This is a genomic window from Finegoldia dalianensis (genome assembly GCF_046255015.1).
Classification (GTDB): domain Bacteria; phylum Bacillota; class Clostridia; order Tissierellales; family Peptoniphilaceae; genus Finegoldia; species Finegoldia magna.
The window spans coordinates 88,893-114,814 of record NZ_JBDLBQ010000006.1 but is presented as its reverse complement, the minus strand read 5'-3'; the positions used below and the strand labels follow the sequence as shown (position 1 = coordinate 114,814).

The 25,922-nt window shown below is 32.6% G+C and carries 24 protein-coding genes; 2 read left to right on the top strand and 22 right to left on the bottom strand.

The window, feature by feature from the left end; all coding sequences use genetic code 11:
• Positions 1-274: 274 nt before the first annotated feature.
• The 19 genes from ABDJ34_RS07460 to ABDJ34_RS07370 form a co-directional block, all read right to left on the bottom strand.
• Positions 275-1,642 (bottom strand): MATE family efflux transporter, encoded by a 1,368-nt coding sequence (locus ABDJ34_RS07460; RefSeq protein ID WP_412701907.1) that lies wholly within the window; start codon positions 1,640-1,642, stop codon positions 275-277.
• 19 nt (positions 1,643-1,661) lie between these two features.
• Positions 1,662-2,507, bottom strand: coding sequence for a DegV family protein (locus tag ABDJ34_RS07455; protein WP_412701906.1), 846 nt, complete (start codon positions 2,505-2,507; stop codon positions 1,662-1,664).
• Between the two features lie 12 nt (positions 2,508-2,519).
• Positions 2,520-3,281, bottom strand: a complete 762-nt coding sequence (gene thyX, locus ABDJ34_RS07450) for an FAD-dependent thymidylate synthase (RefSeq protein WP_412701905.1) — start codon at positions 3,279-3,281, stop codon at positions 2,520-2,522.
• The gene (cysS, locus tag ABDJ34_RS07445) at positions 3,281-4,669 is read right to left on the bottom strand and encodes a cysteine--tRNA ligase (RefSeq protein WP_412701904.1); all 1,389 of its coding nucleotides are present in this window, start codon (positions 4,667-4,669) and stop codon (positions 3,281-3,283) included. The genes thyX and cysS overlap by 1 nt, the downstream gene beginning before the upstream one ends.
• Before the next feature lie 8 nt (positions 4,670-4,677).
• Complete coding sequence (gene gltX / locus ABDJ34_RS07440; RefSeq protein ID WP_412701903.1) at positions 4,678-6,147, bottom strand: glutamate--tRNA ligase; 1,470 nt, start codon at positions 6,145-6,147, stop codon at positions 4,678-4,680.
• 85 nt (positions 6,148-6,232) lie between these two features.
• Positions 6,233-7,630 (bottom strand): MATE family efflux transporter, encoded by a 1,398-nt coding sequence (locus ABDJ34_RS07435; RefSeq protein ID WP_412701902.1) that lies wholly within the window; start codon positions 7,628-7,630, stop codon positions 6,233-6,235.
• 1 nt (position 7,631) lies between these two features.
• Positions 7,632-8,177, bottom strand: a complete 546-nt coding sequence (locus ABDJ34_RS07430) for a GNAT family N-acetyltransferase (protein ID WP_412701901.1) — start codon at positions 8,175-8,177, stop codon at positions 7,632-7,634.
• A gap of 130 nt (positions 8,178-8,307) precedes the next feature.
• Complete coding sequence (hcp, locus tag ABDJ34_RS07425; protein ID WP_412701900.1) at positions 8,308-9,969, bottom strand: hydroxylamine reductase; 1,662 nt, start codon at positions 9,967-9,969, stop codon at positions 8,308-8,310.
• A gap of 89 nt (positions 9,970-10,058) precedes the next feature.
• Positions 10,059-10,712 carry a Crp/Fnr family transcriptional regulator gene (locus ABDJ34_RS07420; protein ID WP_412701899.1) on the bottom strand — a complete coding sequence of 218 codons (654 nt, stop codon included), beginning with the start codon at positions 10,710-10,712 and terminating at the stop codon, positions 10,059-10,061.
• An 84-nt stretch (positions 10,713-10,796) separates the two neighbouring features.
• Positions 10,797-11,816: a YveK family protein gene (locus ABDJ34_RS07415; protein WP_412701898.1), complete on the bottom strand. Its 1,020-nt coding sequence runs from the start codon at positions 11,814-11,816 to the stop codon at positions 10,797-10,799.
• A 2-nt stretch (positions 11,817-11,818) separates the two neighbouring features.
• The gene (locus tag ABDJ34_RS07410; protein WP_412701897.1) at positions 11,819-13,111 is read right to left on the bottom strand and encodes a hypothetical protein; all 1,293 of its coding nucleotides are present in this window, start codon (positions 13,109-13,111) and stop codon (positions 11,819-11,821) included.
• Positions 13,112-13,170: 59 nt separating this feature from the next.
• On the bottom strand, positions 13,171-14,112 hold the full coding sequence (locus ABDJ34_RS07405) for a 2-hydroxyacid dehydrogenase family protein (RefSeq protein ID WP_412701896.1): 942 nt from the start codon (positions 14,110-14,112) through the stop codon (positions 13,171-13,173).
• On the bottom strand, positions 14,112-14,903 hold the full coding sequence (locus ABDJ34_RS07400) for a PHP domain-containing protein (protein ID WP_412701895.1): 792 nt from the start codon (positions 14,901-14,903) through the stop codon (positions 14,112-14,114). The genes ABDJ34_RS07405 and ABDJ34_RS07400 overlap by 1 nt, the downstream gene beginning before the upstream one ends.
• A 51-nt stretch (positions 14,904-14,954) precedes the next feature.
• Positions 14,955-15,596 carry a deoxyribose-phosphate aldolase gene (gene deoC / locus ABDJ34_RS07395; protein ID WP_094208345.1) on the bottom strand — a complete coding sequence of 214 codons (642 nt, stop codon included), beginning with the start codon at positions 15,594-15,596 and terminating at the stop codon, positions 14,955-14,957.
• A 1-nt stretch (position 15,597) separates the two neighbouring features.
• On the bottom strand, positions 15,598-16,302 hold the full coding sequence (deoD, locus tag ABDJ34_RS07390) for a purine-nucleoside phosphorylase (RefSeq protein WP_002835475.1): 705 nt from the start codon (positions 16,300-16,302) through the stop codon (positions 15,598-15,600).
• A 157-nt stretch (positions 16,303-16,459) separates the two neighbouring features.
• Positions 16,460-17,008, bottom strand: a complete 549-nt coding sequence (hpf, locus tag ABDJ34_RS07385) for a ribosome hibernation-promoting factor, HPF/YfiA family (protein ID WP_412701894.1) — start codon at positions 17,006-17,008, stop codon at positions 16,460-16,462.
• A gap of 154 nt (positions 17,009-17,162) precedes the next feature.
• Positions 17,163-17,426 carry a metal-sensing transcriptional repressor gene (locus tag ABDJ34_RS07380; RefSeq protein ID WP_002841343.1) on the bottom strand — a complete coding sequence of 88 codons (264 nt, stop codon included), beginning with the start codon at positions 17,424-17,426 and terminating at the stop codon, positions 17,163-17,165.
• Positions 17,426-17,626, bottom strand: coding sequence for a heavy-metal-associated domain-containing protein (locus ABDJ34_RS07375; protein ID WP_412701893.1), 201 nt, complete (start codon positions 17,624-17,626; stop codon positions 17,426-17,428). The genes ABDJ34_RS07380 and ABDJ34_RS07375 overlap by 1 nt, the downstream gene beginning before the upstream one ends.
• Positions 17,626-19,968, bottom strand: a complete 2,343-nt coding sequence (locus tag ABDJ34_RS07370; protein ID WP_412701892.1) for a heavy metal translocating P-type ATPase — start codon at positions 19,966-19,968, stop codon at positions 17,626-17,628. The genes ABDJ34_RS07375 and ABDJ34_RS07370 overlap by 1 nt, the downstream gene beginning before the upstream one ends.
• A 115-nt stretch (positions 19,969-20,083) precedes the next feature.
• Between ABDJ34_RS07370 and ABDJ34_RS07365 the strand changes: the two genes are divergently transcribed.
• Entirely contained in the window at positions 20,084-21,532 is a 1,449-nt protein-coding gene (locus ABDJ34_RS07365) for a nicotinate phosphoribosyltransferase (RefSeq protein ID WP_094224437.1), read from the top strand.
• Positions 21,533-21,611: 79 nt separating this feature from the next.
• Here ABDJ34_RS07365 and ABDJ34_RS07360 read toward each other — a convergent pair whose 3' ends face one another.
• Positions 21,612-22,130: an adenine phosphoribosyltransferase gene (locus ABDJ34_RS07360; protein ID WP_412701891.1), complete on the bottom strand. Its 519-nt coding sequence runs from the start codon at positions 22,128-22,130 to the stop codon at positions 21,612-21,614.
• Between the two features lie 184 nt (positions 22,131-22,314).
• Between ABDJ34_RS07360 and ABDJ34_RS07355 the strand changes: the two genes are divergently transcribed.
• Complete coding sequence (locus ABDJ34_RS07355) at positions 22,315-23,559, top strand: hemolysin family protein (RefSeq protein ID WP_412701890.1); 1,245 nt, start codon at positions 22,315-22,317, stop codon at positions 23,557-23,559.
• Between the two features lie 268 nt (positions 23,560-23,827).
• On the opposite strand, the gene ABDJ34_RS07350 is transcribed toward ABDJ34_RS07355, so the two are convergent.
• Positions 23,828-24,439, bottom strand: coding sequence for a ribonuclease H1 domain-containing protein (locus ABDJ34_RS07350; protein ID WP_412701889.1), 612 nt, complete (start codon positions 24,437-24,439; stop codon positions 23,828-23,830).
• Complete coding sequence (locus tag ABDJ34_RS07345) at positions 24,432-25,877, bottom strand: alpha-amylase (protein ID WP_412701888.1); 1,446 nt, start codon at positions 25,875-25,877, stop codon at positions 24,432-24,434. The genes ABDJ34_RS07350 and ABDJ34_RS07345 overlap by 8 nt, the downstream gene beginning before the upstream one ends.
• Positions 25,878-25,922: the final 45 nt, after the last annotated feature.

Below are 25,922 nucleotides of genomic sequence, written 5' to 3'. Positions count from 1 at the left end.
ATCATTTGTACTTTAAACTATCGTTTTCATGAAAATTTATTTATTGAATTATCCTATAAATCGATTTTTCCTGTAATTTAAGAGGTTTGTTTTAATACTAACCAAAAAAAATTATCAGAATACTTTTAAAATTATTTTAAAAATTATATGAGATATTATTAAGTTATCAATGTTTGTTCAAATTTTATGTTCAATTTTATAATTAGAAAATTTATTTAATTATTGTAATATATTGTTTTTATCAATAAAAAAAGACCGATGATTAACATCAGTCTTATCTTTCCCATTTGCCGCGTTTGTATATTATAAATCCTATCAAAACTGTAAGTCCGTTGGACACTAACATCGAAATCCAAATTCCTGTTGAGCCAAGATCTGTCAATTTTTTTAGTATCATAATTAGTGGAAGTCTTAAAACCCACAATCTAGCAAGTGATAAATACATTGTAAGCTTTGTTTTTCCAACTCCTTGGAAGAAACCATTGATTGCTGAGAAATAACCCATGAAAAATGTAATTATCGCTGAGAAATACATATACTCACTAGCTTGTCGCCAAAGTTCAATATCCGAACGGTCTTTGATGAATATGGACAGCAATTGATCTTTGAAAAGCAAAATAATTATCGCAGAAGCTAAAGAGAAGAAAGTTATGATTATATTTGCACGTTTGAAAATATCCTTGCTTCTTTCTTTTTTACCTGCTCCAATATTTTGTCCTGTAATTGATGTCAACGCCATTCCAATTCCTATAGCTCCTTGATTGAATATATCGGACAATCTGTTGCCCATAGAAAATGCAGCAAGTGTCGTTGTGCCGTATGATTGAATGAATCCATTAAGAACAGTAAACCCGATAGCCTCTCCACTTGATCCAAGTGATGCTGGGATAGCGATGGAGAATATGTGTTTGATAATTCCCATATCAAGCTTGAAGTTTTTGAAACTAACTTCGATTTCGGATTCTTTTTTGACAACTCTTATTGCAAAAACTACAAGCAATACTTTAGATAAAACTGTCGCCCATGCGGCACCTGCAAGTCCCATGTTAAGTCCTGGGATGCCCAAAACATTATCAAAAATAAAGAACGGATCTATAACAACATTTGTAATGGATGATATTGTCGATACAATCGTCATGGATTTCGTTCTTCCTTGAGAATTGAGTATCGATTGATATCCGAAAAATATCATATCAAACAATAGCCCTACAGAGTTTATTGCAAGAAATATGTATGATTTGTATTCAAAGCTTCCTGTCGCTCCCATCCATCTTACAATAAATGGTGCGGTAATTACACCTAGAATGCTAAAGATAACTCCAAGTACTGTGGTAAGTATTAATGTATGAACAGCGTATATTGAGCAGTCTTTTAATTTTCTAGCTCCAAGTCTTTGACTCATTAAAGAAGTAGCTGCCACACTTACCCCAAGCCCCACTGCTATGAACAAATAAAGCACCGGCCAAGTAAAAGATGTCGCAGCATAGTCTTCCGAGCTAATTCGAGCTACATATATTCCGTCAGTTATACCATAAAGGGTTTTGATTAGGTTGCTAATCATCAATGGGATACTTAATTTAAAAATCACATCCGTGATATTTCCGTTTGTAATAAATTCTATGTTACTTTTTTTATTTCCCATTCGCTCGCCCCCTATTAATTTATAATTTAAAATATCCTATTCCAAATAATCCCGGTCCAGTATGGATACTTAATGTTGGAACGATTTGTCCTTCGTAGTAGAACTTTGCTCCTTCAATTAAATCATTCATACTTTCCTTGGCCTTTTCCATTGCTCTTTGATTATCACCGTTTAATAAAACCAAGTAATAATCCTTGATACCATTTAATTCTTTTTTCACTATATCAATAGCATGGTTGATGTTTTTCATTGTACCACGATTTTTTTCTACTGTATAATATTCTCCGTCTTCATTACAAGATATTATAAGTTTCAAATTTAATAAATTACCAACGATCCCAGTAATTTTACCTATTCTACCACCTAAAGACAGATATTTTAAAGTATCCAAAGTTATAACTGGTACTGAATCTTTTATTTTTTGTTTCATTTTTTCAATTACAGATTCAAAAGATAACCCTTCGTCGATTAATTTTCTCGCAAATATTGCAAAAAATCCCGTACCAATTGAAATATTTTTTGAGTCAAATACTTCTACTTGCACATCTTCCACTTGGTCTTTAGCAAGCATAAATGCATTGTACATTCCACTTAGTTTTGAAGAAATGGAAATACAAATAATTTTATCGAATCCTTTATTCTTTATTTCGTTTAGTTTTTCTACAATATCTCCAAGAGATGGGATGGATGTTTTTGGAACTTCTCTATCTATATTTTCATATATATATTTTGGATCAACAGTATAATCATCGTAGGATACATCTGAGTAGTTTATTTGAAGTGGCATCAATTCAATGCCGTATTCTTCTGCTATTTTGGGTGTAATTTCACTACCCGAATCTGTTAAAATTGCAATCTTTCCCATAATATCTCCTAACTAGTCAAGGCTATTAAAATATTCTCTAACTTGTTTTATTTTACCACAAGTCATCTTTCCTTCTGGACAACTTCCTTTAACACAACCTGGCCCTGCTTTTTTGAAAATTTGTGGACACACTTTTTTCGCTTCAATCAGCATCAGTGTAGCCATTTCTCTTATTTCCCATTGGGCTCTTTGACAGCATCTCGCTTCGAAGAAATGCAATAATTCACGTGCATTCATCGTCATGACAATTTTAGTTTCTGTCGCATTTGAAAATACATATCTCGCATCTTCAATGGAGCTTTTTTCTGACATTGATCTTGCTTTTTTCTCGTCAACACCAGATTCGATTAATCTGTCGTATTCTTCTTGTATCAAAATTTCTGTGAGTTCGTTGTATGCATCAATCGTATGCTTCATGTGTTTCTCGTAGATTTCTAAAGCCTTGGGATTATTTTTTATTTTTGGAGGGATAATATACTCGTAATTATTCGCTCTCACATATCGTTGGGATTTTTGTGAGTAGCTTGCTAATCTGTGTCTGACCAATTGGTGGGTCAAAGTTCTAGATACACCCTCTATTGCAAAAGTAAAACTAATGTGTTCAACCGGTGACATGTGTCCCAAATCCATTAATTTATCTATGAAATTTTCTACATTTTCATCAGTTAGCCCCTCTTCAATCTCCATAACAGAACTATCTGAATAGCAAAGTTTTGCACTTGATGCGACAAGTTTTTGTGCATCAGGAGTGTATCTAATTAGATTAACCTTCATTAATTACTTCTCTCCCATATAACTCCATCTCTTGTGTCTTTTAACACAATTCCCATAGATAAGAGTTTGTCTCTTATTTCATCTGCTTTTTTGAAGTCTTTTTCTTTTCTAGCAGCATTTCTTTGTTCGATCAAATCTTCTATTTCAGAATCCAAATCATCGTCATCTTCTTTGAATAAAATTCCCAAAACATAAGAAATATCATCCATCAATTTCTTAGCGTCAAGCAAGATATTTTTCGATGTATTTTCATTGTAATTTTTGTTGATATATTTAATGAAATCAAACAATACGCTAATTGCATCGGCCGTATTGATGTCATCATCCATAGCTTGTTCGAATTTTTCTCTGAATGCTTTTATATTATCATCTTTTTCTTCTTTTTCAGAAGAGTTTTCCAAAATTCTATTCAAAAATTTCTTAGCAGTGTACAATCTTTCCAGAGAGTTTTTTGTAGCAACTAACGTGTCGTGACTGAAATCAATCGGATTTCTGTAGTGAACTGATAACAACCACAATCTGATAACTTCCAAATCAAATTCTTTTTCTATGTCTTTTAATAAGAAGAAATTATTCTTTGATTTGCTCATTTTTTCCTTATCTACAGTTATCATTGAGTTGTGTAGCCAATAATTTGCAAAATGAGCTCCAGTGCATGTTTCTGATTGTGCGATTTCATTTTCGTGGTGTGGGAATTGCAAATCTTCTCCACCAGCGTGAATGTCGATAGTGTCACCCAAAATTGATTTACTCATTACAGAGCATTCCAAGTGCCAACCAGGTCTTCCCATTCCCCATGGACTTTCCCAAGCCGGTTCACTTTCTTCTTTTCTCTTTTTCCACAAAGCAAAATCCATTGGATTTTTCTTTTCGCTATTTACATCAATTCTCGCTCCAGCACGTAAATCATCGATATTTTTCTTGGATAATTTGCCATAATCTTTTGCTTTTGTTATATCGAAGTACACATTGCCATCGACATTGTAAGCTGCGCCTTTGTCTTCCAAAGTTTTCACGAATTTAATCATCTCATCGATATATTCAGTAGCTTTTGGGTGAATTGTGTCTTCTTCGTCGAAATTAAGTCCCGATACATTGTCCAAATAAGCTTCAATGTACTTTTTTGTGATTTCTCTGAAGTCTATATCTTCATCTTTTGCTTTATTTATGATTTTGTCGTCGATATCAGTGAAGTTGCTTACAAATTTAACACTATATCCTTTGTAAATAAAATATCTTCTCAAAGTATCAAATACCACAATCGGTCTTGCATTTCCAACGTGAATATAATTATAAACTGTAGGACCACATACGTATATACCGACATTTTTTTCTTTTATTGGTTTGAATTCTTCCTTTTTTCGTGTCAGTGTATTGTATAACTTCATATCTTCTCCTATCTATTTAAAGCTTTGTTAATCCTATCTAAAACTTCTTGTTTTCCTAAAACTACCATGATAGAATCCAAGTCTGGTCCGTGAACATTTCCAGTAACCACAGCTCTTGTAGTCATCCACAAATCCTTACCCTTGATTCCTGTTTTCTTTTGAACTCTCTTCATAACTCCTGATGCAAATTCTTTTTCGATTTCATCAACTGATTCGACTTCTTCTTTTAGTGCATTCATCAATTCGTCTAATTTTTCGTAGTTTAAGAATTCCTTAGCATCATCATCCATTTCATAATCCTTGAACAAGAATTCAACTTTTTCAGTAATTTCTTGTAAATAATCCAACTCTTCTTTGAATAATGAGGCGATTTCTAATAATTTGTAATCTGGATAATCTTCAGAAATCACACCATCTTCAACCAAGTATGGTTTTAACATTGATGCTAATTTTTCGTTTTCTATTTCTTTAATATAATGTCTATTGATCCAGTTTAATTTTTCTGTATCGAAAACTCCACCGGATTTTGAAACTCTTCCGAAATCAAATTTGTGTTCCAATTCATCCATTGACATAATTTCTTGGTTATCTTCACTTGACCAACCTACTAATGCAAGGTAATTATCGATAGCTTCTGGTAAATATCCTTTTGTACGGAAATCTTTGACTGCAACGTCGTCATTTCTCTTGGATAATTTCTTACCTGATTTGTTTAAAACAACTGGTAAGTGAACGAATTCTGGAACATCCCATCCGAAACATTGATACATATACACATGCTTTGCTGTTGAAGAAATCCATTCATCACCACGAACAATATGAGTAATTCCCATCAAATGATCGTCAACTACAACTGCGAAGTGATAAGTTGGAAATCCGTCTGATTTTATCAAAACTTGATCGTCCATATCATTAGTGTTGAAAGTAATCTTACCTTTAATCGCATCGTTAAATGTGATTTCTTTGTTTTCAGGAAGTTTCAATCTAATAACATATTCTTCACCATTTGCAATTCTCTTCTTAGCATCTTCAACACTAATTCCTCTGCAAAGGCCGTCATATTTTGGCATCAAACCATCTGCTTTTTGTTGTGCTTTTACTTGATCCAATCTTTCTTTTGAGCAGAAACAATAATATGCGTAACCCTTTTCGATTAATTCATCGATATATTTTTGGTACAAACCTTGTTTTACTCTGTCAGATTGAACATAAGGACCACATTCTCCAACTTCAGTTACGTTTCCTTCATCATCAAGAACAACTCCTTCGTCCGGATCAAGCCCTGCCCATTTTAATTGTTCCAATAAATTTTCGATAGCACCATCAACATATCTAGTTCTATCAGTATCTTCAATTCTCAAAAGAAATTTTCCGTTATTTCTTTTAGCATACAAATAATTATATAAAGCTGTTCTAAGTCCACCAATGTGCAAAAATCCTGTTGGACTTGGAGCAAATCTTACTCTTACTTCACTCATAATATCCTCCATAAAAAATAAATTTAACTTATTTTATTATATCACAAATAGCCAAATTCAACATTTATTAATAAACCCAAAGCAATTATTTCGCCAAGTTTTTTACCCAAATTTTCTTTCCAACTAAATACAATCCCAAAATAACCTTGTACAAATCAATCACAGAAATTATCAAATACATCAACACCACATTTAAATCTGTAAATTTTGCCAATAAAAACGAAATTGGATACGAAATTAAAACAATTCCTACAGAATCAAAAAGCAAAGTCAGAATAGTTTTGCCTCCGCTTCTGAGTGTAAAATATGACGCATTGTACAAAGCAGATATCCACAAAAATGCTCCACCAACTCTAAGCATATTTGTCGCCATCGATTTTACATCATCAGTTGTGTTGTAAAATTCTGGAAAAAGTGGCGCCAAAATAATCAACACAATTCCAACTACAAGGGCTAACATCAATGAGAACACAATTAATTTCCTGTCTGTGTCCACAGCTTCATCGACATTTCCACTACCTAAAAGTCTTCCTACCATAATTGAAATACAATCTCCCATCGCCAAATTAAAAACGATGAAAAGCCCTATAATTGTCTGAGAAATATTGTACGCAGCCAAAGCTTCAATTCCTCTTGTTGAATAAGATTGTGTAATCGCAGCAATCCCTACAGAATACAAAACTTCATTGATTATCAAAGGGATTCCCGCAACAGTTATATTCTTGAAAAGCCCTGTATCGATATGGAAATTTTTGAAAAAATTAGAATAAAATGTAAATCTAAGTTTGTTTTTGTTTGCAAAATAAATAAACAATGAAAGTTCAACAAATCTTGAAATAACAGTCGCAATCGCAGCGCCCTTTGGTCCTAATGCAGGAAAACCTAAAAGTCCGAAAATCAAAACCAAATTGAACACAAAATTTACTAAAACAGTAATAATCGACGTTATCATCGGAAGTCTAGTTTCGCCATTCACTCTCATTGAGGATGAGATGGATTGTGAAAAAGCAAAAGGAATAAATCCTATAGTCATTATCTTGGTATAATCTAGTGCAAACTTCATAGTCGTATTAATATTTTTTACAGTATCTGTATCTGGATTCATAAATAAATACAATAATTTCTCGCCAAAAACCCAGAAAATTAAAACGCTAATCACAGAAACGATAAAAGATAACACCACATCAAAATACAAACAGTTTTGAACATTTTTGTAATCTTTCTTACCTGCAAATTGTGCCGCAAAAATACTAGCCGCTGACACAAGTCCAAAAATTGCCAAGTTAAATACAGTAATCAATTGGTTAGCAACAGAAACTCCACTCATCGCAAAAGTTCCAGTTTGTCCAACCATAATATTGTCCAACATATTTACAAACGAAGTAATAAGTTGCTGAATAATAATTGGAATTGCTAGTACCAACACACCTTTGTAGAAATTTTTATCCCCGAAAAACTTACTCTTCTTTAATGCTAAATTCAATCTATCCCTCCTTCAAATTCTTTATGTAATAATAATTGCAACGCTTTTTTGTTCCGTCAAAAATTTCATACAAATGTTCACCATAAAATTTGAACCCACATTTTTCAATAACTCTTGCACTCTTTTTATTCTCAACAAAACAATTGCAAGAAACATAATCATAATCCAAATCATTCATCAAATGATTCACAAAACACTTCACAACTTTTGTCATAATCCCACGATTCCAATAATTTTTATTCAAACTATATCCGATTTCAACTCCAGTTTTACCCTTAAACTGTAATTGTTCATACAAGTAGTCATCCTCATATACCCCAATCATTCCAATCAATTTATCATCCAAATAAATTCCATATTCTAATTTTGAATCGATGAAATCTTTGAGAATTTTCTTGGATTGTTCGATTGTTTTATGTGGTTTCCAGCCCGCAGATGGTCCCACCTCATTTTGCATAGCGTATTCATAAAAATCTCTCAAATATTTCATTTCCAACGCTTTTATTTCCACATCTTCACATTTTAAAATAAAATTTTCGTATTTCATTTATATCTCCAAATTTTTTCAATCTATATAATAATATATCTTTAAAAATTGGAAGTCAATCGATTTTAAACTATAATTCTCCATAAAAAAAGAGCCCTTTCGGACTCTTAATTAAATGAACTTTCACGAATTATTTTGTTTTTATTCCAAATTTTTCCATATCTTCATCAACTTCTCCTATTGGAGCAATTCCAAAATTTTCTACCAAAACATTGGCTACATTTGGAGATAAGAATGCAGGAAGAGTTGGTCCAAGATGAATATTTTTAACGCCTAAGCTCAAAAGTGCAAGTAACACGATTACTGCTTTTTGTTCATACCATGCAATGTTGTAGCTAATTGGCAAATCGTTGATATCATCAAGACCAAAAGCTTTTTGTAAAGCTTGTGCTATTACAACTAATGAATAAGAATCGTTACATTGACCTGCGTCTAAAACTCTTGGAATTCCATTGATATCTCCTAAGTTTAATTTGTTGTATCTGTATTTTGCACAACCAGCAGTTAAAATAATTGTGTCATCAGGCAATGCTTTCGCAAAATCTTCGTAGTAATTTCTACCTTTTTGTCTTCCGTCACAACCAGCCATTACTACAAATTGTTGAATATCTCCATTTTTAACAGCTTCAACAACTTTGTCTGCCAAAGCTAACACTTGATTATGTGCAAATCCACCGACTATTTTACCGTTTTCGATTTCTTTTGGTGAATCACATTTTTTTGCAAGCTCGATTATTTCTGAGAAATCTTTGTGTCCATTTTCATCTGCTACAATGTGTTTCATTCCAGGATATGCTGCAACGCCAGTTGTGAATACTCTATCTTTGTAAGAATCTTTTGGTGGAGTTATGCAGTTAGTAGTCATCAAGATTGGACCATTAAATGATTCGAATTCCTTGTCTTGTAACCACCAAGAATTTCCGTAATTTCCCACGAAATTGTCGTATTTTTTGAAAGCTGGATAATAATTTGCAGGTAACATTTCACTGTGAGTGTACACGTCTACTCCTGTGTTTTGAGTTTGTTCCAAAAGCATTTCCATATCTTTTAAATCATGACCCGAAATCAAAATTGCAGGATTGTTTCTAACACCGATGTTTACTTCTGAAATTTCTGGATTTCCGTAAGCAGATGTATTTGCACTATCCAAAAGAGCCATTGCTGCTGCACCATTTGATCCAGTTTCTAATGTAAGAGCTATCAAATCTTCTACGGATAAACTATCGTCCATTAATTTTGCTAAAGTATTTTCCATAAATTCGTCTACATTTTCATCGAATTTTCCCAAAACATTAGCGTGTCTATTGTAGGCTGCCATTCCCTTCAATCCGTAAGTAATAAGTTCTCTAAGACTTCTCTTATCGTCATCCAAAGTATTCAACACGCCGATAATTTGTGATTTCAATTTTAATTCATCATCGTCTTTTTCGTTATACAAAGCTGCCTTTGACAAGTTTTCTTTGTCATCTAAGCCTTCGATTAATTTTTGGTTCAAATCGATAGTTTCTTTTACTTTTTCTAACAAATCTTCATAGTGGAAGTTTGCGTTTGTAATTGTAGTAAACAAATTATTGTTGACATAAGAATGTAAATTAGAGATATCTTTGTTTTCTTTTCTCATTCTAGTTAGGATTTCGCCTAATCCTTTTGTAACCCATACAAGCAAGTCTTCGATGTTTGCTACATCTGATGTTTTACCGCAAACCCCTTTTTTTGTACATGCGATGTTTTTTGCAGTTTCTTGACATTGATAACAAAACATTTCTTCATTTTTTTCAATAGTTTTTTCCATTTTATTTCCCCCTTGATTAAGTCTAACTTATGATTTAATTATAATGAATCATAAGTGTGAGTTTCCGTAACATAAGTTACGTTAATCCATTACAGTAAATTTACCAATTCGGTTTTGTTTTTAATTATAATTTCACCCCCATGCAATTCTATCAATCCACTATCTTCCATATTTAATAATTCTCTAGATAAAGAAGGTCTAGTAGTTGCCATAAAATCTGCCATTTGTTGCCTTGTCATTCCAGTATTTGATACGTCATTTTTCTGCGTCTGAATTAAAAAAGTTGCAATCTTTTGTCTTAATGAAAAACTTGACAACAACCTCACCTTGCTATTTAAGAAAAATGCTTTTTCAGCAAGAATTGTAACCAAATTGGTCATTATTTTATTTTTTATCGGAGTTGAGTCTTTAGAAATATCGAAGAAACTAACAGGAATTTCTAATATTTCACAATCAGTATTGCAAGCTAAAGTAAAATCGCTGATTTTATTTAAATAAGAATACACTTCCGCCATGACTTCTCCATGGTTTTTGAAAATATTTACTACTGTATTTTTGCCATTTATATCCGTTTTTTCAAGACTTAGCTTGCCACTTTTTAAAACGTAGATTTTGTCGCAAACATCCCCCGGAGAAAAAACACATGAGTTTTTGTTGTATTTATTAAGTTTTGAATTTGATTCAACTACAAATTGTTCAAATTCGTCTTCTGTAAAATTTTTAAAAAGTTTTGATTTTATCATTTAATCACCATTATTTTTATACCCATTAAAGTCAACTCACACACAAAAAAACGCATTAGAATTTTCATCCTAATGCGTTTTTTATTAAGCATATGGTAAATATTTTTTATCGTCTGCATTGTATTTGGAGATTTCAACTGCTGCAATTGGATTAATGCCTAATGATTTTATGGCTTCCAATGTGTTTTTGATTTCTCCTAATCTTGAATCGTCTTTCTTGTAAAGTACGATTGCGTTTTGAATGTCTTTTGTCAAATCTGTAAGGTCTACTTTTTCTGAAATTGGACTTACAGCGGTAATTTTCTTATCAAAATTTGAATTGTATGCTTTGGCTAAATTTGCTGTATTTTGATCAAAACTAAATACACCAACATTATCAAAACTATCTATTCTTCTGTTCAATAAGCTTAATGCGCTATTTGAACTTTCATTGTAATCATTTGAAAGTACGCTAACTGTTTCAAGTCCCAATTTGTTTTGTAATTGTTCTTTACTGAAAATATTAGGATCTTTGTAATAAGATGCAAATGCATATGCTAGACCGATTAACATTCCCAAGAACAATCCTATTGCTGTGTCCATTTTATTGACAAGTTGTTTGATTTTCTTCTTGGCATTAGGTGCATCAACGACTTGAATGTTATCTTTTTTCATCGTTTTTTTAGTCAAATCTGTAATAGCTTTTAATGATTCTTCCAATACTTTGTTAGTTTGTTCAGCGCTTTCACTTGAATATTCCATTTCAATAATTGATGTAGATGGAACGCTTTTTACTTTTAAATCTTTTCTTAAATCAGAAGAGCTAACACCATTTCCTACTTTTTCTGCTACTCTATCCAAAACAGAATTTGATTTAATCAATTGTTCAACATTTGAAACCAATTGTGTATTGATCATTGCGTCTACTTTGGAAACAACTGCTCCTTCTTTTTCAAAATCTTCTGGACTTCCCACCATTATTGAAACTTTTGATGAGTAAGAGTCCTTTCCCAAAACATTATTAAAAACATTTGTCAATAACGCACACACAAGCATTATTATTATAATGTGTGGCAATTTTCTAAGTATTGCTTGCCACGCTTCTTTTAAATTTAATTCTTCCAAGTTTATATCTCCTTAACTTTTTTATCTCTTTTACTCAATAACCACATTAAAACTATGCTCATAATCAATCCGTGATATAGAAGTCCTGTAAGCAAATCCACACTAATAAGATTGAACACAGGCACAATAGTTATCGCTATAGCTACCCACAAAGGCATTTTTTTGTATGAGATTTCATCCATAATTCCAATTAACCAACCAGTGATCGCAGAATAAGTTAACATTCCGTAAAAACCAAAGTTAGCGTATCCATTTGCGATAAATCCTGTATTAACCCATGTGTTTGGATGACCGTAATAAATCATCGAAATCAACGCCTGGATTGGATAATTATATGGATACAATTTTCCACCAAATACCCAAGATTTGTCTGTCAAATACACGAAATCAATATTTTTGAATGCATCATAATATCTGAAATGATTATCTGCAGTTACCATGAAAACACGCCTTACGATTACACTTATAGGTTGCCAATTATCCGTTATCAAATAAAAAGCTAAACACAAAAATGTAAGCCCCGCTAGTCCCATAGTCATTAAATTTCCAGTGTATTTGTTTCCCTTTACGATAGCTATAAAAATTACCAAAACTGGATAAAACAGCATTGATTTATGTGAAGTAAATCCAAAGAAAAATACTTGGCAAATCAATGTGATTACCGTTCCTAATTTTTTTCTATCCCAAAGGCAGAACACCAACAAAGTTGGGTTGATAATTTTACCATACCAGTTCATAAAATATGCAAATGGTCCTGGGAAGATTACTTCCGCAATTTCCCTTCTAGTGTCGTATACTTTTCTAAAATCGAAATTCAAATATTTTAGCCCGCCTCGCATTATTATCCAAGCAAACATCAATATTCCAACCAGTGCAAAAGCATAGACTATGAAATTTTCGTTGATTTTTTTATCAGAGAAAGATAATCTCAATTTAGGTGAATTAGCGAAAATTTGAATTGTATAAAACGATGCTATCAACATGTACATATATAATCTGGAGAAATCCTTATAAGGATATATATTTAAACATGGTATGATTATCAAAACATAAAATAGCATCAGATAAAAATCACTGACTCTCTCTACTTTATGCCTTATCGTATAACACATTATCACAACCAAAGCGTATGATTCTATCAATTTGTAAATATTTAAATTGTTCACAAGCCCCATGTATGAAAACAACGGACTTATTGCATAAGAATAACTCAAATCCAAAAACAATTTAAACATCAATGATAAAAACACAAAAAACCCTTTTGATTGGAACAATGCTTTTATATCATCAGTCATAAATTCCCCTTTTCATTTTTTTACTAAATTAGTATACCATAATTAAACGCGATAATAAACTAATTTACTTTATTTTTAGGGATTTCTCCTTTTTTAAATTGCATAATATTATCAAAAGTAAATTCTCCCATTTGAACTCTCGCAAGTTTAGTTGCATTTCCCACATGAGGCGCCAATAAAATATTCTTGGCATTTCTCAAATCTTCTGAAATTTTGGGCTCAAATTCGTACACATCCAATGCACAACCAGCAATTTCTCCATTATTTAATGCATTTATCAAATCTTGTTCGCTAATAACTTTGCCACGCGATGCGTTGATAAGATATGCTGATTTTTTCATTTTTGAGAATGCTTTTGCATCTATTAAGTGATGTAGTTTTTCGCTATAAGCTGTGTGTAAAGTTATTACGTCACTGTTTTCAAGTAAATAATCTAAATCTACTTGCTTTGCCCCATCAACTTCCTTTTTGCTACGATTGTAGAATATCACATCCATGTCAAACGCTTTGGCTTTTCTCATAACTTCAGTTCCAATTCTTCCAAGTCCGATTATTCCCAAAGTTTTACCTTCCAATGTTTCTCCCAAACCATACACAGGCTTCCAGCCTTCGAATGAATTATCATAACAATCAGAATTCATTTTTGTAATATTTCTGAGTAGATCTATCATCAAACCAAAAGTCAATTCTGCAGTCGATTTTGTAGATGCAGATGCCGGTGCGTTTGTGACAATTATTCCTTTTTCTTTTGCGTAATCAATGTCAACATTGTCAAAACCAGCGCCGTAATTTGCAATTATTTTCAAATTTTTAGCTGCATCGATAATTTCTGAATCGATTTTTTCACTCAAAGGACACACTAATCCTTCGACATCTTTTATTCTAGTTTTCAATTCTTCTTTTGACAAAAAGTCCAAACTATCGTGATAATCTACTTCAAAATTCTCTTCGTATTTTTTTATAATTTCTTCAGGGATTCTATTAGTAATCAAAACTTTCATTACATATCCTCCATTTTTATTGTAGTCATTTTTCTATTTTCAAACATCGCCAAATACTTTGCATCCACGCTTTTTAATAATTTGAAAGCATCATCAAAGTGATATCTGTAATAATTTTCATAGTGCGCATCGCTACCAACTGAGAATAATTTGCCCTTCATTTTCACGTATTTTTTGAGCGCAAATGTGTAATATTCTAAGTTGTCGTATTGGTACACGCTTCTAGTGTTAAGCTCCAAGGCTTTTTCATCATTAATGAGTTCTGCAAAAACTTTTGTCAAATATTCATCTACAATGTCCATATTTTTAGATTCCAATTTATTAAGTCTTAATGCGTAATCAATGTGTGTTAACACATCAAAATCCTTGAAATTATTCACAGCTTCCAGCATTTTTTCAAAATAATTTGTAAGAAACTCTCTTTGAGAGTAATCTTCTGGCTTTGGATTCATAAAATCTTTACCATTGAATTGATGAACTGACAAAAGTTGAATGTCATAATCTCTGCTGTTCACAGTGTTTTTGATTTTTTCCAAATTCTCAGTTGTGTATCCAATTTCTATTCCTTTTAAGATTTTTTGTGAACTTTTTTGGTTGTGTTCTTCAATCACTTTTACGTATTTGTCATAATCAATGTCCACATTCTCAACTCTACCATCATTATAGGTAAACCCATAATCCAAGTGTTCGGTTGTGATAATGTCACCTTTGACAAGCTTTAAATAATTCTCAAATTTTTCTTTACTATCGAATGAAAATTCCGTATGACAATGTTGATCTCTATAATACATATTACTCCTTAAATGAACGAAAAGATGCTAAATATTTAGCATCTTTTACAATTATCCTTCTACTATTTTAATACCGCTTGATGCTCCGATTCTATCTGCTCCATTTTCTATCATAGATAAAGCTTCTTCTCTAGAATGAATTCCACCACTTGCTTTTACCATAGCTTTGTCTCCAACAGTATCTTTCATCAATTTGACATCTTCTACTTTTGCTCCGCCTGTTGAAAAACCTGTAGAAGTCTTCACGAAATCAGCGCCGCACTTCACGGAGATTTCACAAGCTTTTTTCTTTTCTTCATCAGTTAATAAACAAGTTTCGATAATTACTTTCAAAACTTTTCCTTTTGTAGCATCTCTTACAGCTTGGATATCTTTTTCAACATAATCATAATCTTGTTCTTTTAATTTGCCGATATTGATAACCATGTCAATTTCATCTGCACCATCTTCGATTGCTGTCTTTGCTTCAAAAGCTTTTGATTTGATACTCATAGCACCAAGTGGAAATCCCACAACAGTGCACACCAAAACGCTTGAATTTTCCAAAGACTTTTTAACCAAAGATGTGTAACAAGAATTTACGCACACGCTTTTAAAATCATATTTAACTGCTTCATCGCAGATTTTTTTGATGTCAGCTGATGTTGCATCTGCTTTTAATAAAGTGTGGTCGATATATTTATTTAATTCCATATTATTCACCTAATTCCAATGCAATTTCCATCATTTTTGTAAATGATGTTTGTCTTTCTTCAGGAGTAGTTTGCTTATCTGAATGGAATGAGTCAGAAATTGTCAAAATAGTCAAAGCTCTTGCGTTGTTGGCTTTTGCTGTCAAATACAATCCGTAGCTTTCCATTTCAACTGCTAGCACGCCCATTTTTTCCCATTTTTTCCATTCTTCAGATTTTTGGTTGTAGAAAATATCTGCTGAGAATACATTTCCAACATGAACGTCGATGTTTTTTTCTTCTGCAACATTTACTGCTTTTCTCAACAAATCATAATCACAAATTGCAGAAAAAGTTCCTTCTAAATCGAATTGGTGAGCAAAATTGGAATCTGAACAACTTCCCATTGCTATTACGACATCGTACAAATCAAGGTCTTTGCTGTAAGCTCCTGCTGAACCAATTCTAATAAGATTTTCTACTCCGTATTCGTTGATAAGTTCGTAAGAATAAATTCCTATAGATGGAATTCCCATTCCAGTTCCCATAACAGAAATCTCTTTTCCTTTGTATTTTCCAGTGTATCCGAACATATTTCTAACTGCGTTGAATTGTTTTACATCTTCCAAGAAATTATCTGCAATAAATTTCGCTCTCAATGGATCTCCTGGCAATAAAACTGTTTTTGCGATATCTCCTTTTTTCGCTTCGATATGTGGTGTTGACATAATTACCTCCTAATAATTTACAATGACAACATCAAAAATTTTTCTGATATATTTTTGATTGCATTTTTCTTCTTAAACTGATTTTAACATTATTTCCACTTAAATAAGAGAGAAATCCTGTTTCTCTCTTATTATATCATCAATTTGAACATTTTTGCTATTTTTCAAATCCTGGAACTAATAATCCGTAGTTGCCATCTTTTCTCTTGTAAACAACATTTACATTATTAGTTTTTGAATCCAAGAACACAAAGAAATCATGATCGATTAATTCCATTTGCATGATAGCTTCTTCCTTGTCCATTGGTTTGATTCCGAATTCTTTTGTCTTAACTATTGCACCTGTTGGGATTTCTTTGTCGTTGTTTTCTTCGTTTTCTTCAACAGCTTCAAATCTTATTGAATTACTTTCTGTAAATCTCTTTTGTAATTTTGTTTTGTGTTTTCTTATTTGTCTTGCTAACGCGTCTTCAACTTTGTCGATAGCTGTTTTAATATCTTCGTTGGATTCTTCCGCTCTTAAAACAACTCCTTTATCTAAAATCATAGTGACTTCAACTCTCGCTTTGTCCTTTTCTTTTTTGAATACTACACGAGCTTGTTGTTCGTCATGGAAATATTTATCTAACTTGTGTAATTTAGATTCTGCCATTTGTTTCAAATCATCAGTCAATTTGATATCTTTTGTTACATAATTAAGTTTCATAAAATTCCTCCTGTTTATGAATTAAGAAATAATTTCTTATTTTCTTATTCTATATATACCCAATTTACATTTTTGCAAACGATACTAATCACTAAATCCAAAAATCAAAAAAACTTCCCCTTACAAATTTTCATTTGCTCTGGGGAAGTTTTCATTATTTGATATATTTGTCAATAATGTTGATTACTTCTTCAATTTTTTCATCTGCATTATCATTTTCTATTGCATGTTTAACACATGTTCTCATATGCCCGTTTAAAATATCGATATTCGCTTTTTTCAATTGACCAATACAACTTAAAATCTGAGTGGAAATATCCACGCAATATCTATCCTCTTCAATCATATTTACAATCGCATCGAGTTGTCCACGAACAGTTTTGATTTTTTTGAGGGCTTTTTGTTTGTGTTCTGTCATTATTTCACAATAGCCTCAAATCCTATTTCATCGATAGCTTTGATGATATCATCTTCATTAAAATCGCCTTCAACTACTGCTTTTTTGTCTTCTAATGAAACATTTACATCTGTAACTCCATCGACTGATTTACAAGCCTTTGTCACTGATTCTACACAATGATTGCACACCATATCCAATACTTCAAATTCTTTTTTCATTATTTTTCCTCCTTAAAATTTTTAATTCTCAACGAATTTGTAACTACAGTTACCGAACTGAACGCCATTGCAGCACCTGCTATCATTGGATTCAAAAATCCAAATGCAGCAATCGGAATACCAACAACATTGTAGAAAAACGCCCAGAATAAATTTTGTTTTATGGTTTTAATTACCCTGTGACTTAATTTTATCGCAGTATTAACTTTATTTAAATCGCCATTTATAATTGTGATGTCACTCGCCTCAATCGCAACATCAGTACCAGTTCCAATAGAAAATCCAACATCACTTGTCGCAAGCGCTGGAGCATCGTTTATTCCATCTCCAACCATTCCTACTTTTTTGCCTTGATTTTTCAAATCCAACACTTTATCTGATTTGTCTTTTGGCAAACATTCTGCTATCACATGGTCGATGTTAGCTTTTTCTGCGATATGTTTTGCAGTATTTTCGCTATCACCAGTTATCATATATACATCGATATTATCGTCTTTTAACTTTGAAACAGCTTCTGGTGAGGATTCTTTTATTTTATCTGCAATCAAAATATATCCGTAAAATTCATCGTTCTTTCCAACAAGCACAACTGTATTTCCTTGAGATTGATATTTTTGAATATCTACATTGACATCAATATTATTGTCTCTCATCAATTTTTCATTGCCAATATAGTAATTGTCATTATTTATTGTAGCTGAAAGTCCTTTACCAGTAATCGAATCGAAATTTTCAACTTTATAGAACTCCGAACTATTTTTTTCATATTCTTTAACCACAGCATCTGCAAGTGGGTGCTCTGAATTTTTTTCAATTGAGGATACAATTTTTAAGAAGTCTGTATCTTTTGATTGGTAATCTACAACTTCTGGTTTACCATTTGTTATTGTTCCTGTTTTGTCCAAAATAACTGCATCGATTTTGTTTGCAGTTTCTAAAACTTCAGCACTTTTTATTAGAATTCCAAGCTCTGCGCCTTTGCCGCTTCCTACCATAATAGCTGTAGGAGTTGCAAGTCCCAATGAACAAGGGCACGCTATTACAAGAACTGAAACTGAATTTAACAACGCTCTGTCGAATTGTTTTGTCACAAAATAAGTGATGACGAATGTAATAACAGCGATTACAATAACAATGGGTACAAAAACAGATGAAATCTTGTCTGCTAGTCTTTGAATTGGCGCTTTGTTGGATTGTGCATCTTCCACTAATTTCACGATTTGACTTAGAACTGTATCTTCGCCAATTTTTTTCGCTTCAAATACAAATGATCCATTTTTATTAATCGTAGAACCTATACATTCATCTCCGACTTGTTTTTTCACTGGCATTGATTCCCCAGTAATCATCGATTCATCAACTGATGAACTTCCCTCAACAATTATTCCGTCGACGGCGATTTTTTCTCCTGGCTTTACGAGAATTTTATCTCCAACCATTACATCTTCAATATCAGTTTCGATAGTTTCCCCATTTTTTATTACGTTAGCTTTTTTCGCTTGGAGTCCCATTAATTTACTTATAGCATCAGTAGTTCTAGTCTTCGCTCTTTTTTCGAAAACTTTTCCGAGTAAAATCAAAGTGATAACAACAGCAGACGATTCAAAATACAATTGGTCAGATCCTATTAATACATGATAAATCGAGTAGAAGTAGGCAGCACTTGTTCCCAAAGCTATGAGAACATCCATGTTAGCTCCTCCACCTCTTAGTGATTTATACGCATTCACATAATATCTTCTTCCAATGTAGAATTGAACCACAGTTGCCAACGCCCATTGAAAATATCCATTATTTAAAATCGTGTGAACTCCTGCCATGTGAAAAAACATCGCTGAAAACAAAGGAATTGAAAAAATCGCAGAAATTATAAAATCACGTTTCAATTTTTCGTATTCAGTTATATTTTTTTCGTTAGCTATTTTATTGTCTGTTTTTATTTCTGCAGAATATCCTGCTTTGTCAACTAATCTTTTTACTTCAGAATTGGTCTTGTATCCCTCATAAAAACTTACTGTAAGTGAGTTTTGCAACAAATTTACGTTAACATCTTTGAAATTATTTTTATTCAAAACCTTCTCTATTCTAGATGCACATGATTGACAACTCATTCCTTCGATATCAAACTTCGATGTCTTTACCGGAACATCATATCCCGCTTTCTTTATTTTGCCTACGATAGTTTCTATATCGTATCCTTCTTTTAATTTCAAATATGCGTATTCTTGAAGCAAGTTCACGTTAACTGTGTCGATATATTCGTATTTACTTAAAACTTTTTCTATTCTAGCCGCACATGATTCACAGCTCATGCCTTGTATTTTTAATTTTATTTCTTCCATTTTTCTCCTTTCTATCCCCCCTACTGGTGGTATGGTTATTATATAATATTTAAAATACTTTGTCAAAGATTTGGATTTGGATTATAATATTCATAATAAAATATGGAGGCAGATTATGGATTGGAAAAATTATGAAAATTTAAGCATGTTATCTGATTTCTACGAATTTACAATGATGAATGGATATTTGGAAAACAATATGGAAGATGAATATGCTTATTTTGATTTGTATTTTAGAAGAATTCCAGACAACGGAGGATTTGTCATCGTTGCAGGATTAGAAGAGGTGGTTAAATATATTCAAAATTTGAAGTTTGACGAAAAAGACATCGAATATTTCAAAAGCAAGAATATGTTCAGCGAAAAATTCTTAGATTATCTTAGAAATTTCAAATTTGAATGCGATGTGTGGGCAATGCCTGAAGGTTCAGTTGCATTTCCTAACGAACCTTTGATGATAGTTCGTGGACCTGCTCCACAAGCGCAATTGATAGAAACTTTCGCGCTTTTATCAATCAATCATCAATCATTGATTGCAACTAAAACGAATAGAATTGTTCATGCAGCTGAAGGAAGAGTTGTTATGGAATTTGGCGCAAGACGTGCGCAAGGTGTGGATGCTACAGTTCTGGGTGCAAGAGCAGCTTTCATAGGTGGTGCTACTGCTACAAGCAATACTTTGACAGATATCACTTACGACGTGCCAGCTTTTGGTACAATGGCTCATTCATGGATTATGATGTTTGATTCAGAATACGAAGCTTTCAAAAAATACGCCGAAATTTTCCCAAATTCTTGCTCACTTTTAGTGGACACTTACAACGTTTTAAAATCCGGTGTTCCAAATGCGATAAAAGTTTTCGACGAAGTTTTGAAACCTCGTGGAATTAAGAATATGTCCATCAGAATTGACAGTGGTGACCTTGCTTATTTATCAAAACAAGCCCGTAAAATGTTGGATGATGCTGGATATGAAAACTGCCAAATCATGGCAAGTAATTCACTTGATGAATACACAATCTCTGATTTGATTGAACAAGGAGCAAAACTAGATGGATTTGGCGTTGGCGAAAGATTAATAACTGCAAAATCAGATCCAGTTTTAGGCGGCGTGTACAAATTATGTGCGGTTGAAAAACCTAACGGAGAAATAATTCCTAAGATTAAAATCAGTGAAAATATCGAAAAAATTACAACTCCTGGATTCAAAACAGTTTACAGAATTTACGACAAGAATAGCGGCAAAGCAGAAGCTGATTTGATAACTCTTCACGATGAAAAAATCGACGAATCAAAGGATTTGGAAATCTTCCACCCTATTCACACTTGGAAGAGAAAAACATTAACCAACTTCACAACAAAAGAATTGTTGGTTAGAGTGTTTGACAAGGGAGAATTGGTGTACGACCTTCCAACATTAGATAAAATAATCGAAAGAAAAAATGAACAAATTGCTGAACAATGGGAAGAAGTAAAAAGATTTGAACATCCTCATTTGTTCCACGTCGATTTGTCACAAAAATTGTGGGATATAAAATACAATTTATTAATGCAAAGCAAATAGTAAATTTAGCACAACCATAAAATTTAGGTTGTGCTTTTTTTGCAATTAAAAATCCACATGCATGACATGTGGATAAGATTTAGATATCGTATTGTACTAAAGTATTGATGTAATAATTTTTGTTAACATCTCTTCCGCCAAGTTCAGTAAGTTCAATCAAAAATTCCATAGCAGTGATCTCGCCACCGTTTTTTTCAACTAACTTAGCTACTGCATTCACAGTTCCACCTGTTGCCAATAAGTCGTCAACTATAGCAACTTTGTCGCCTTCATGAATCGCGTCTCTGTGTACTTCTAATTTGTCGGTACCATATTCCAAATCATAAGAATACTCTGACACTTCTCCAGGAAGTTTTCCAGGTTTTCTAACAGGAACAAATCTAACTCCAAGCGCATACGCTACAGCTGAGCCGAACAAGAATCCTCTAGCTTCTGGAGCTGCTATCACAGTTATGTCTTTGTCTTTTAAGTCTTCTACCATAAGGTCTACTGCGTGTTTATAGGCATCTTTGTCGTTTAACAATGTAGTAATATCTTTGAATGAAATTCCTTCTTTTGGAAATCCGTCTATAACTCTAATTTTCTCTTTTAAATCCATTTTCATCACCGTTTCTTTTTTACTGTATTATCTACATCTATAGTATACCATATTGTGAGATTTGTTTGTTGTTAAATTATTTTTAGTTTTCTAAATCGTTATGTTTTTTATTTAAAAATTTTGTCAAAATATTTTATTTACAACTATATTTATATATGTTACGATATGTTTGGAGAGTGATGTAATGGACAGTTCGAGTGTCTCGCAAATAATTGCGTTAGTGTTCTTGGTTGCAATGTCCTCCGTATTTTCATCAAGTGAAACGGCGATAACATCTGTAAGCAAAATAAAAGTTCGACAATTAGACCAAAAAGATAACAAAAATGCACATTTACTGAAGAAACTGCACGATAATATGCAAACTACCATATCTACTATTTTGATAGGTAACAACATTGTAAATATCGCAGCGAGTTCTATAGCTACAATTTTATTCACAAATATTTTTCATCAAAACGGAGCTTTGATATCTACAGTTGTAATGACTGTTTTTGTGTTGATTTTTGGAGAAGTTTTACCAAAAACAATTGCACAATACAAAAACAAATCTGTAGCATTAAAGTTTTCAAGGTTTATTTATTTTCTGACTTTAGTTTTCAAACCAATTGTAAAAGTATTAAACCTCTTAACTCGTTTGATAATCAAGCTTTTCGTTGGAGAAGACGAAGATAGTTCGACACTTACCGAAGAAGAACTAAAAACTTTGGTGGAAGTTAGTGAAGAAGAAGGCGTACTTAAAAATCAAGAAACTGAAATCATGATAAATGCGTTGGAATTAAAGGAAACTCTAGCAGTTGATATTATGACTCCAAGAACTAGCATGGCATCAGTTGATATTGAAGATGCAGAGAGTGATTTGAAGGAAATTATCAAAAATATTACTTATTCTAGAATTCCAGTCTATGAAGGCAGCATCGACGATATTATAGGCGTTCTTCACATAAAAGAATTAGCGCACAAAATCATCGAAGATGACCGAGATTTTAAAGTCAGAGATATCCTAAAACCAGCATTTTATGCTTATGAATACATTCCAGTAGTGGATTTGTTCAAACAAATGAGAACTAAAAATATTTCCATCAGTATAATTATCGATGAGTACGGTGGAACTAGTGGAATTGTAACGATGGAAGATATTTTAGAAGAACTTGTCGGAGAAATCGACGATGAATACGACAACGAAAAAGAAGTAACTAAACTTAGCGACAATGAATACTTAGTCGATCCTGAAATGAGAATTGATGAAGTAAACGAAAGATTTGACCTTGACATTCAAAGCGACAAATTCGATTCAATCGGAGGATTTGTAATAGAATTATTGGACAGAATGCCTAAATCAAAAGATGAGGTTGAATTTGAAAACTTGAAATTCGTCGTAGTTAATGTTGATAAAAGAAAAATTACACAACTAATGATAGTATTCAAATAATTTGCTCTCACGAGATTCGTGAGAGTTTTTTTTTGTGGGAAAAGTTCCAAATATAATAGCATAAACAAAAAGTAGAAAATCATTTTTGCACGAACATCTGACTACATAAATTAGTGATTTCAAAATCTCGAACTACTAAAATCCAAAACTCGAGCAAGGCTCTCAAACAGTTGGATTTTTAACGTAGTTCTTCGATGAGAAATCACAATAATTTATTCCGTATGATATTCTTAGCAAAAATGTAATCTACTTTAATTTTTTTAATACTTTATTGTTTCCCTATTCCCAACGCCTCTTTTGCCAATTCATCAGCCATATCGTTATAAGTATCGTTGGAGTGACCTTTAATTTTTACAAAATTAATATCGATTTGAGGCTTTATTTCGTCGATAAATTTCTTGTAGCTTTTGGTTAAATTATTGTTTGTTTTCCAGTCGCCATTAGCCCAACTTTCAATCCCTTGATAATCATAAAAAATCGTGATTTTGTTCATTTTAAGTTCGACTGCTTTTTTAATTGCAAATACCGACCCACTTACTTCTCCCGATACATTTCTATGAGTTGAGAATTCTGATTTGGGAAATTTTTGATTGAATTTGTCGATTTTACTATTGTGAAACAACACACAACCAAAACTATATTCTCCCGTATCTTTTTTAAATGATCCATCTACATAAGCCACACACTCATTTTCATTTAAGTTATCAATGGACGCTACTTTTTTATTATCTTCGCCATTTATAAAATTATCTGCCTCTTCTTTTGTCTTAAAAGATTTGAAAATCGCTCCCTTAAAACCATTTACTTGTTGTTGGCACTCTGACCAACTATTGTATATCCCAGGATTTCTCCCAATTTTTACTGCATAAAATTTACTCATTACATACCCACACGCTCAAAGTTCCGGCTCCCACTTCAAAACCCCCGAATCCTTGATTATCAATTACAATTTCATTAGAATTTGTTCCAGTGATTTCCGTATACTTTTTACCTGCATTTTCCTTTCCTACATTCATTCTCAAAGTGTTGATGTCACCCGTGCTGATTACAACAGCCATTGGATTGTGAAAATCATCACCGTGTCTAATCCAACCTATCAAATTTTCACTTTCCATATAATCTGTCTGTTCTCCAAATGCGTAGTGTTTTCTGATGTACATCAAATTATCTAAAATATCCTTTTGCCCTTCGATATTAAATTCTCCACCTATTTTATAATAATCACCATAAAACACGCAAGGATATCCGTCTTTTCTGAGCAAAATCAAGCCGTATGCAATCTTTTTGAACCAAGGTTCAACAAATGATTCCAACGATTGACCAGGTTCGCTGTCGTGATTATCCACGAATGTAACAGCAATTGCCGGATGTTCTTTTACCAAAGTATTGTCGAAAATTTTTCTCATATCAAATTTATCGCCCATTTTTGATGCAGAATACATATTAAAATGAAGTGCCACATCAAACAAATCCACATCGTATTTCGTATCGTACAAATAATGATTGGTGTTGTCCTTATCTTGTAACCAATATTCACCGAAAAAATAAAAATCGCGATTAACAACTTTTTGTATATGTTTGGTGAAATCAATTATAAATTCATCATCAATGTGTTTAAGCGCGTCGTATCTGAAGCCGTCCACATTAACATAATTCACAAACCATTCTCCCCATCTAAAAAGCTCATCTTTAACATCAGGATTTTTATGGTCAATATCTGCAAACATCAAATAATCGAAATTCCCTTTTTCGTTGGAAACATTCTTGCTAAATCCTTTGTTTTCTCCAGCGACTTCAAAAATTGCTTTCTTTTGTTGTTTATTATCAAAATCAACTCCATTAAAATGTTGGAAATGCCACACGAACTCAGAATATTTTCCGTTCCTGCCCTTAAAATCAAATCCAGTCCATGCTTCAATATCATAAGCATCAGTAATTCTTTTCGTCCTGTCGTTAGGATCCACTTCATAAGCCTTAAAAGTTTCTGAGAAATCAGCTCCAGCTTTGTGATTTAAAACTACATCTGCATACACTTTTATATCATTTTCGTGCAAAACTTCGATTAGTTTTTTCAATTCTTCTACAGTTCCGTATTTTGTACGCACAGATCCTTTCTGATCAAATTCTCCCAAATCGTACAAATCATACACACCATAGCCAACATCATTAGTTCCTGTTGCTTTAAACATTGGAGCAAGCCACAACGCATCAATACCTTTTTCTTTTAAATTTTTCGCTTCTCTCGTTAAATTTTTGTAATAATTTCCATCATCTGGTAAGTACCACTCAAAAGCCTGCATCATTATTTCGTTTCCCATTTGTTCCTCCTATTAATTGTAAGAAATTGCTTTATATTGTATAAT

Bases quoted from the DNA above. Each gene is read 5' to 3' on its own strand.
- ABDJ34_RS07460 (WP_412701907.1), bottom strand. From the start codon at position 1,642: ATGGGAAATAAAAAAAGTAACATAGAATTTATTACAAACGGAAATATC.
- ABDJ34_RS07455 (WP_412701906.1), bottom strand. From the start codon at position 2,507: ATGGGAAAGATTGCAATTTTAACAGATTCGGGTAGTGAAATTACACCC.
- thyX (WP_412701905.1), bottom strand. From the start codon at position 3,281: ATGAAGGTTAATCTAATTAGATACACTCCTGATGCACAAAAACTTGTC.
- cysS (WP_412701904.1), bottom strand. From the start codon at position 4,669: ATGAAGTTATACAATACACTGACACGAAAAAAGGAAGAATTCAAACCA.
- gltX (WP_412701903.1), bottom strand. From the start codon at position 6,147: ATGAGTGAAGTAAGAGTAAGATTTGCTCCAAGTCCAACAGGATTTTTG.
- ABDJ34_RS07430 (WP_412701901.1), bottom strand. From the start codon at position 8,177: ATGAAATACGAAAATTTTATTTTAAAATGTGAAGATGTGGAAATAAAA.
- hcp (WP_412701900.1), bottom strand. From the start codon at position 9,969: ATGGAAAAAACTATTGAAAAAAATGAAGAAATGTTTTGTTATCAATGT.
- ABDJ34_RS07420 (WP_412701899.1), bottom strand. From the start codon at position 10,712: ATGATAAAATCAAAACTTTTTAAAAATTTTACAGAAGACGAATTTGAA.
- ABDJ34_RS07410 (WP_412701897.1), bottom strand. From the start codon at position 13,111: ATGACTGATGATATAAAAGCATTGTTCCAATCAAAAGGGTTTTTTGTG.
- ABDJ34_RS07405 (WP_412701896.1), bottom strand. From the start codon at position 14,112: ATGAAAGTTTTGATTACTAATAGAATCCCTGAAGAAATTATAAAAAAA.
- ABDJ34_RS07400 (WP_412701895.1), bottom strand. From the start codon at position 14,903: ATGTATTATAGAGATCAACATTGTCATACGGAATTTTCATTCGATAGT.
- deoC (WP_094208345.1), bottom strand. From the start codon at position 15,596: ATGGAATTAAATAAATATATCGACCACACTTTATTAAAAGCAGATGCA.
- deoD (WP_002835475.1), bottom strand. From the start codon at position 16,302: ATGTCAACACCACATATCGAAGCGAAAAAAGGAGATATCGCAAAAACA.
- hpf (WP_412701894.1), bottom strand. From the start codon at position 17,008: ATGAAACTTAATTATGTAACAAAAGATATCAAATTGACTGATGATTTG.
- ABDJ34_RS07380 (WP_002841343.1), bottom strand. From the start codon at position 17,426: ATGACAGAACACAAACAAAAAGCCCTCAAAAAAATCAAAACTGTTCGT.
- ABDJ34_RS07375 (WP_412701893.1), bottom strand. From the start codon at position 17,626: ATGAAAAAAGAATTTGAAGTATTGGATATGGTGTGCAATCATTGTGTA.
- ABDJ34_RS07370 (WP_412701892.1), bottom strand. From the start codon at position 19,968: ATGGAAGAAATAAAATTAAAAATACAAGGCATGAGCTGTGAATCATGT.
- ABDJ34_RS07365 (WP_094224437.1), top strand. From the start codon at position 20,084: ATGGATTGGAAAAATTATGAAAATTTAAGCATGTTATCTGATTTCTAC.
- ABDJ34_RS07360 (WP_412701891.1), bottom strand. From the start codon at position 22,130: ATGGATTTAAAAGAGAAAATTAGAGTTATAGACGGATTTCCAAAAGAA.
- ABDJ34_RS07355 (WP_412701890.1), top strand. From the start codon at position 22,315: ATGGACAGTTCGAGTGTCTCGCAAATAATTGCGTTAGTGTTCTTGGTT.
- ABDJ34_RS07350 (WP_412701889.1), bottom strand. From the start codon at position 24,439: ATGAGTAAATTTTATGCAGTAAAAATTGGGAGAAATCCTGGGATATAC.
- ABDJ34_RS07345 (WP_412701888.1), bottom strand. From the start codon at position 25,877: ATGGGAAACGAAATAATGATGCAGGCTTTTGAGTGGTACTTACCAGAT.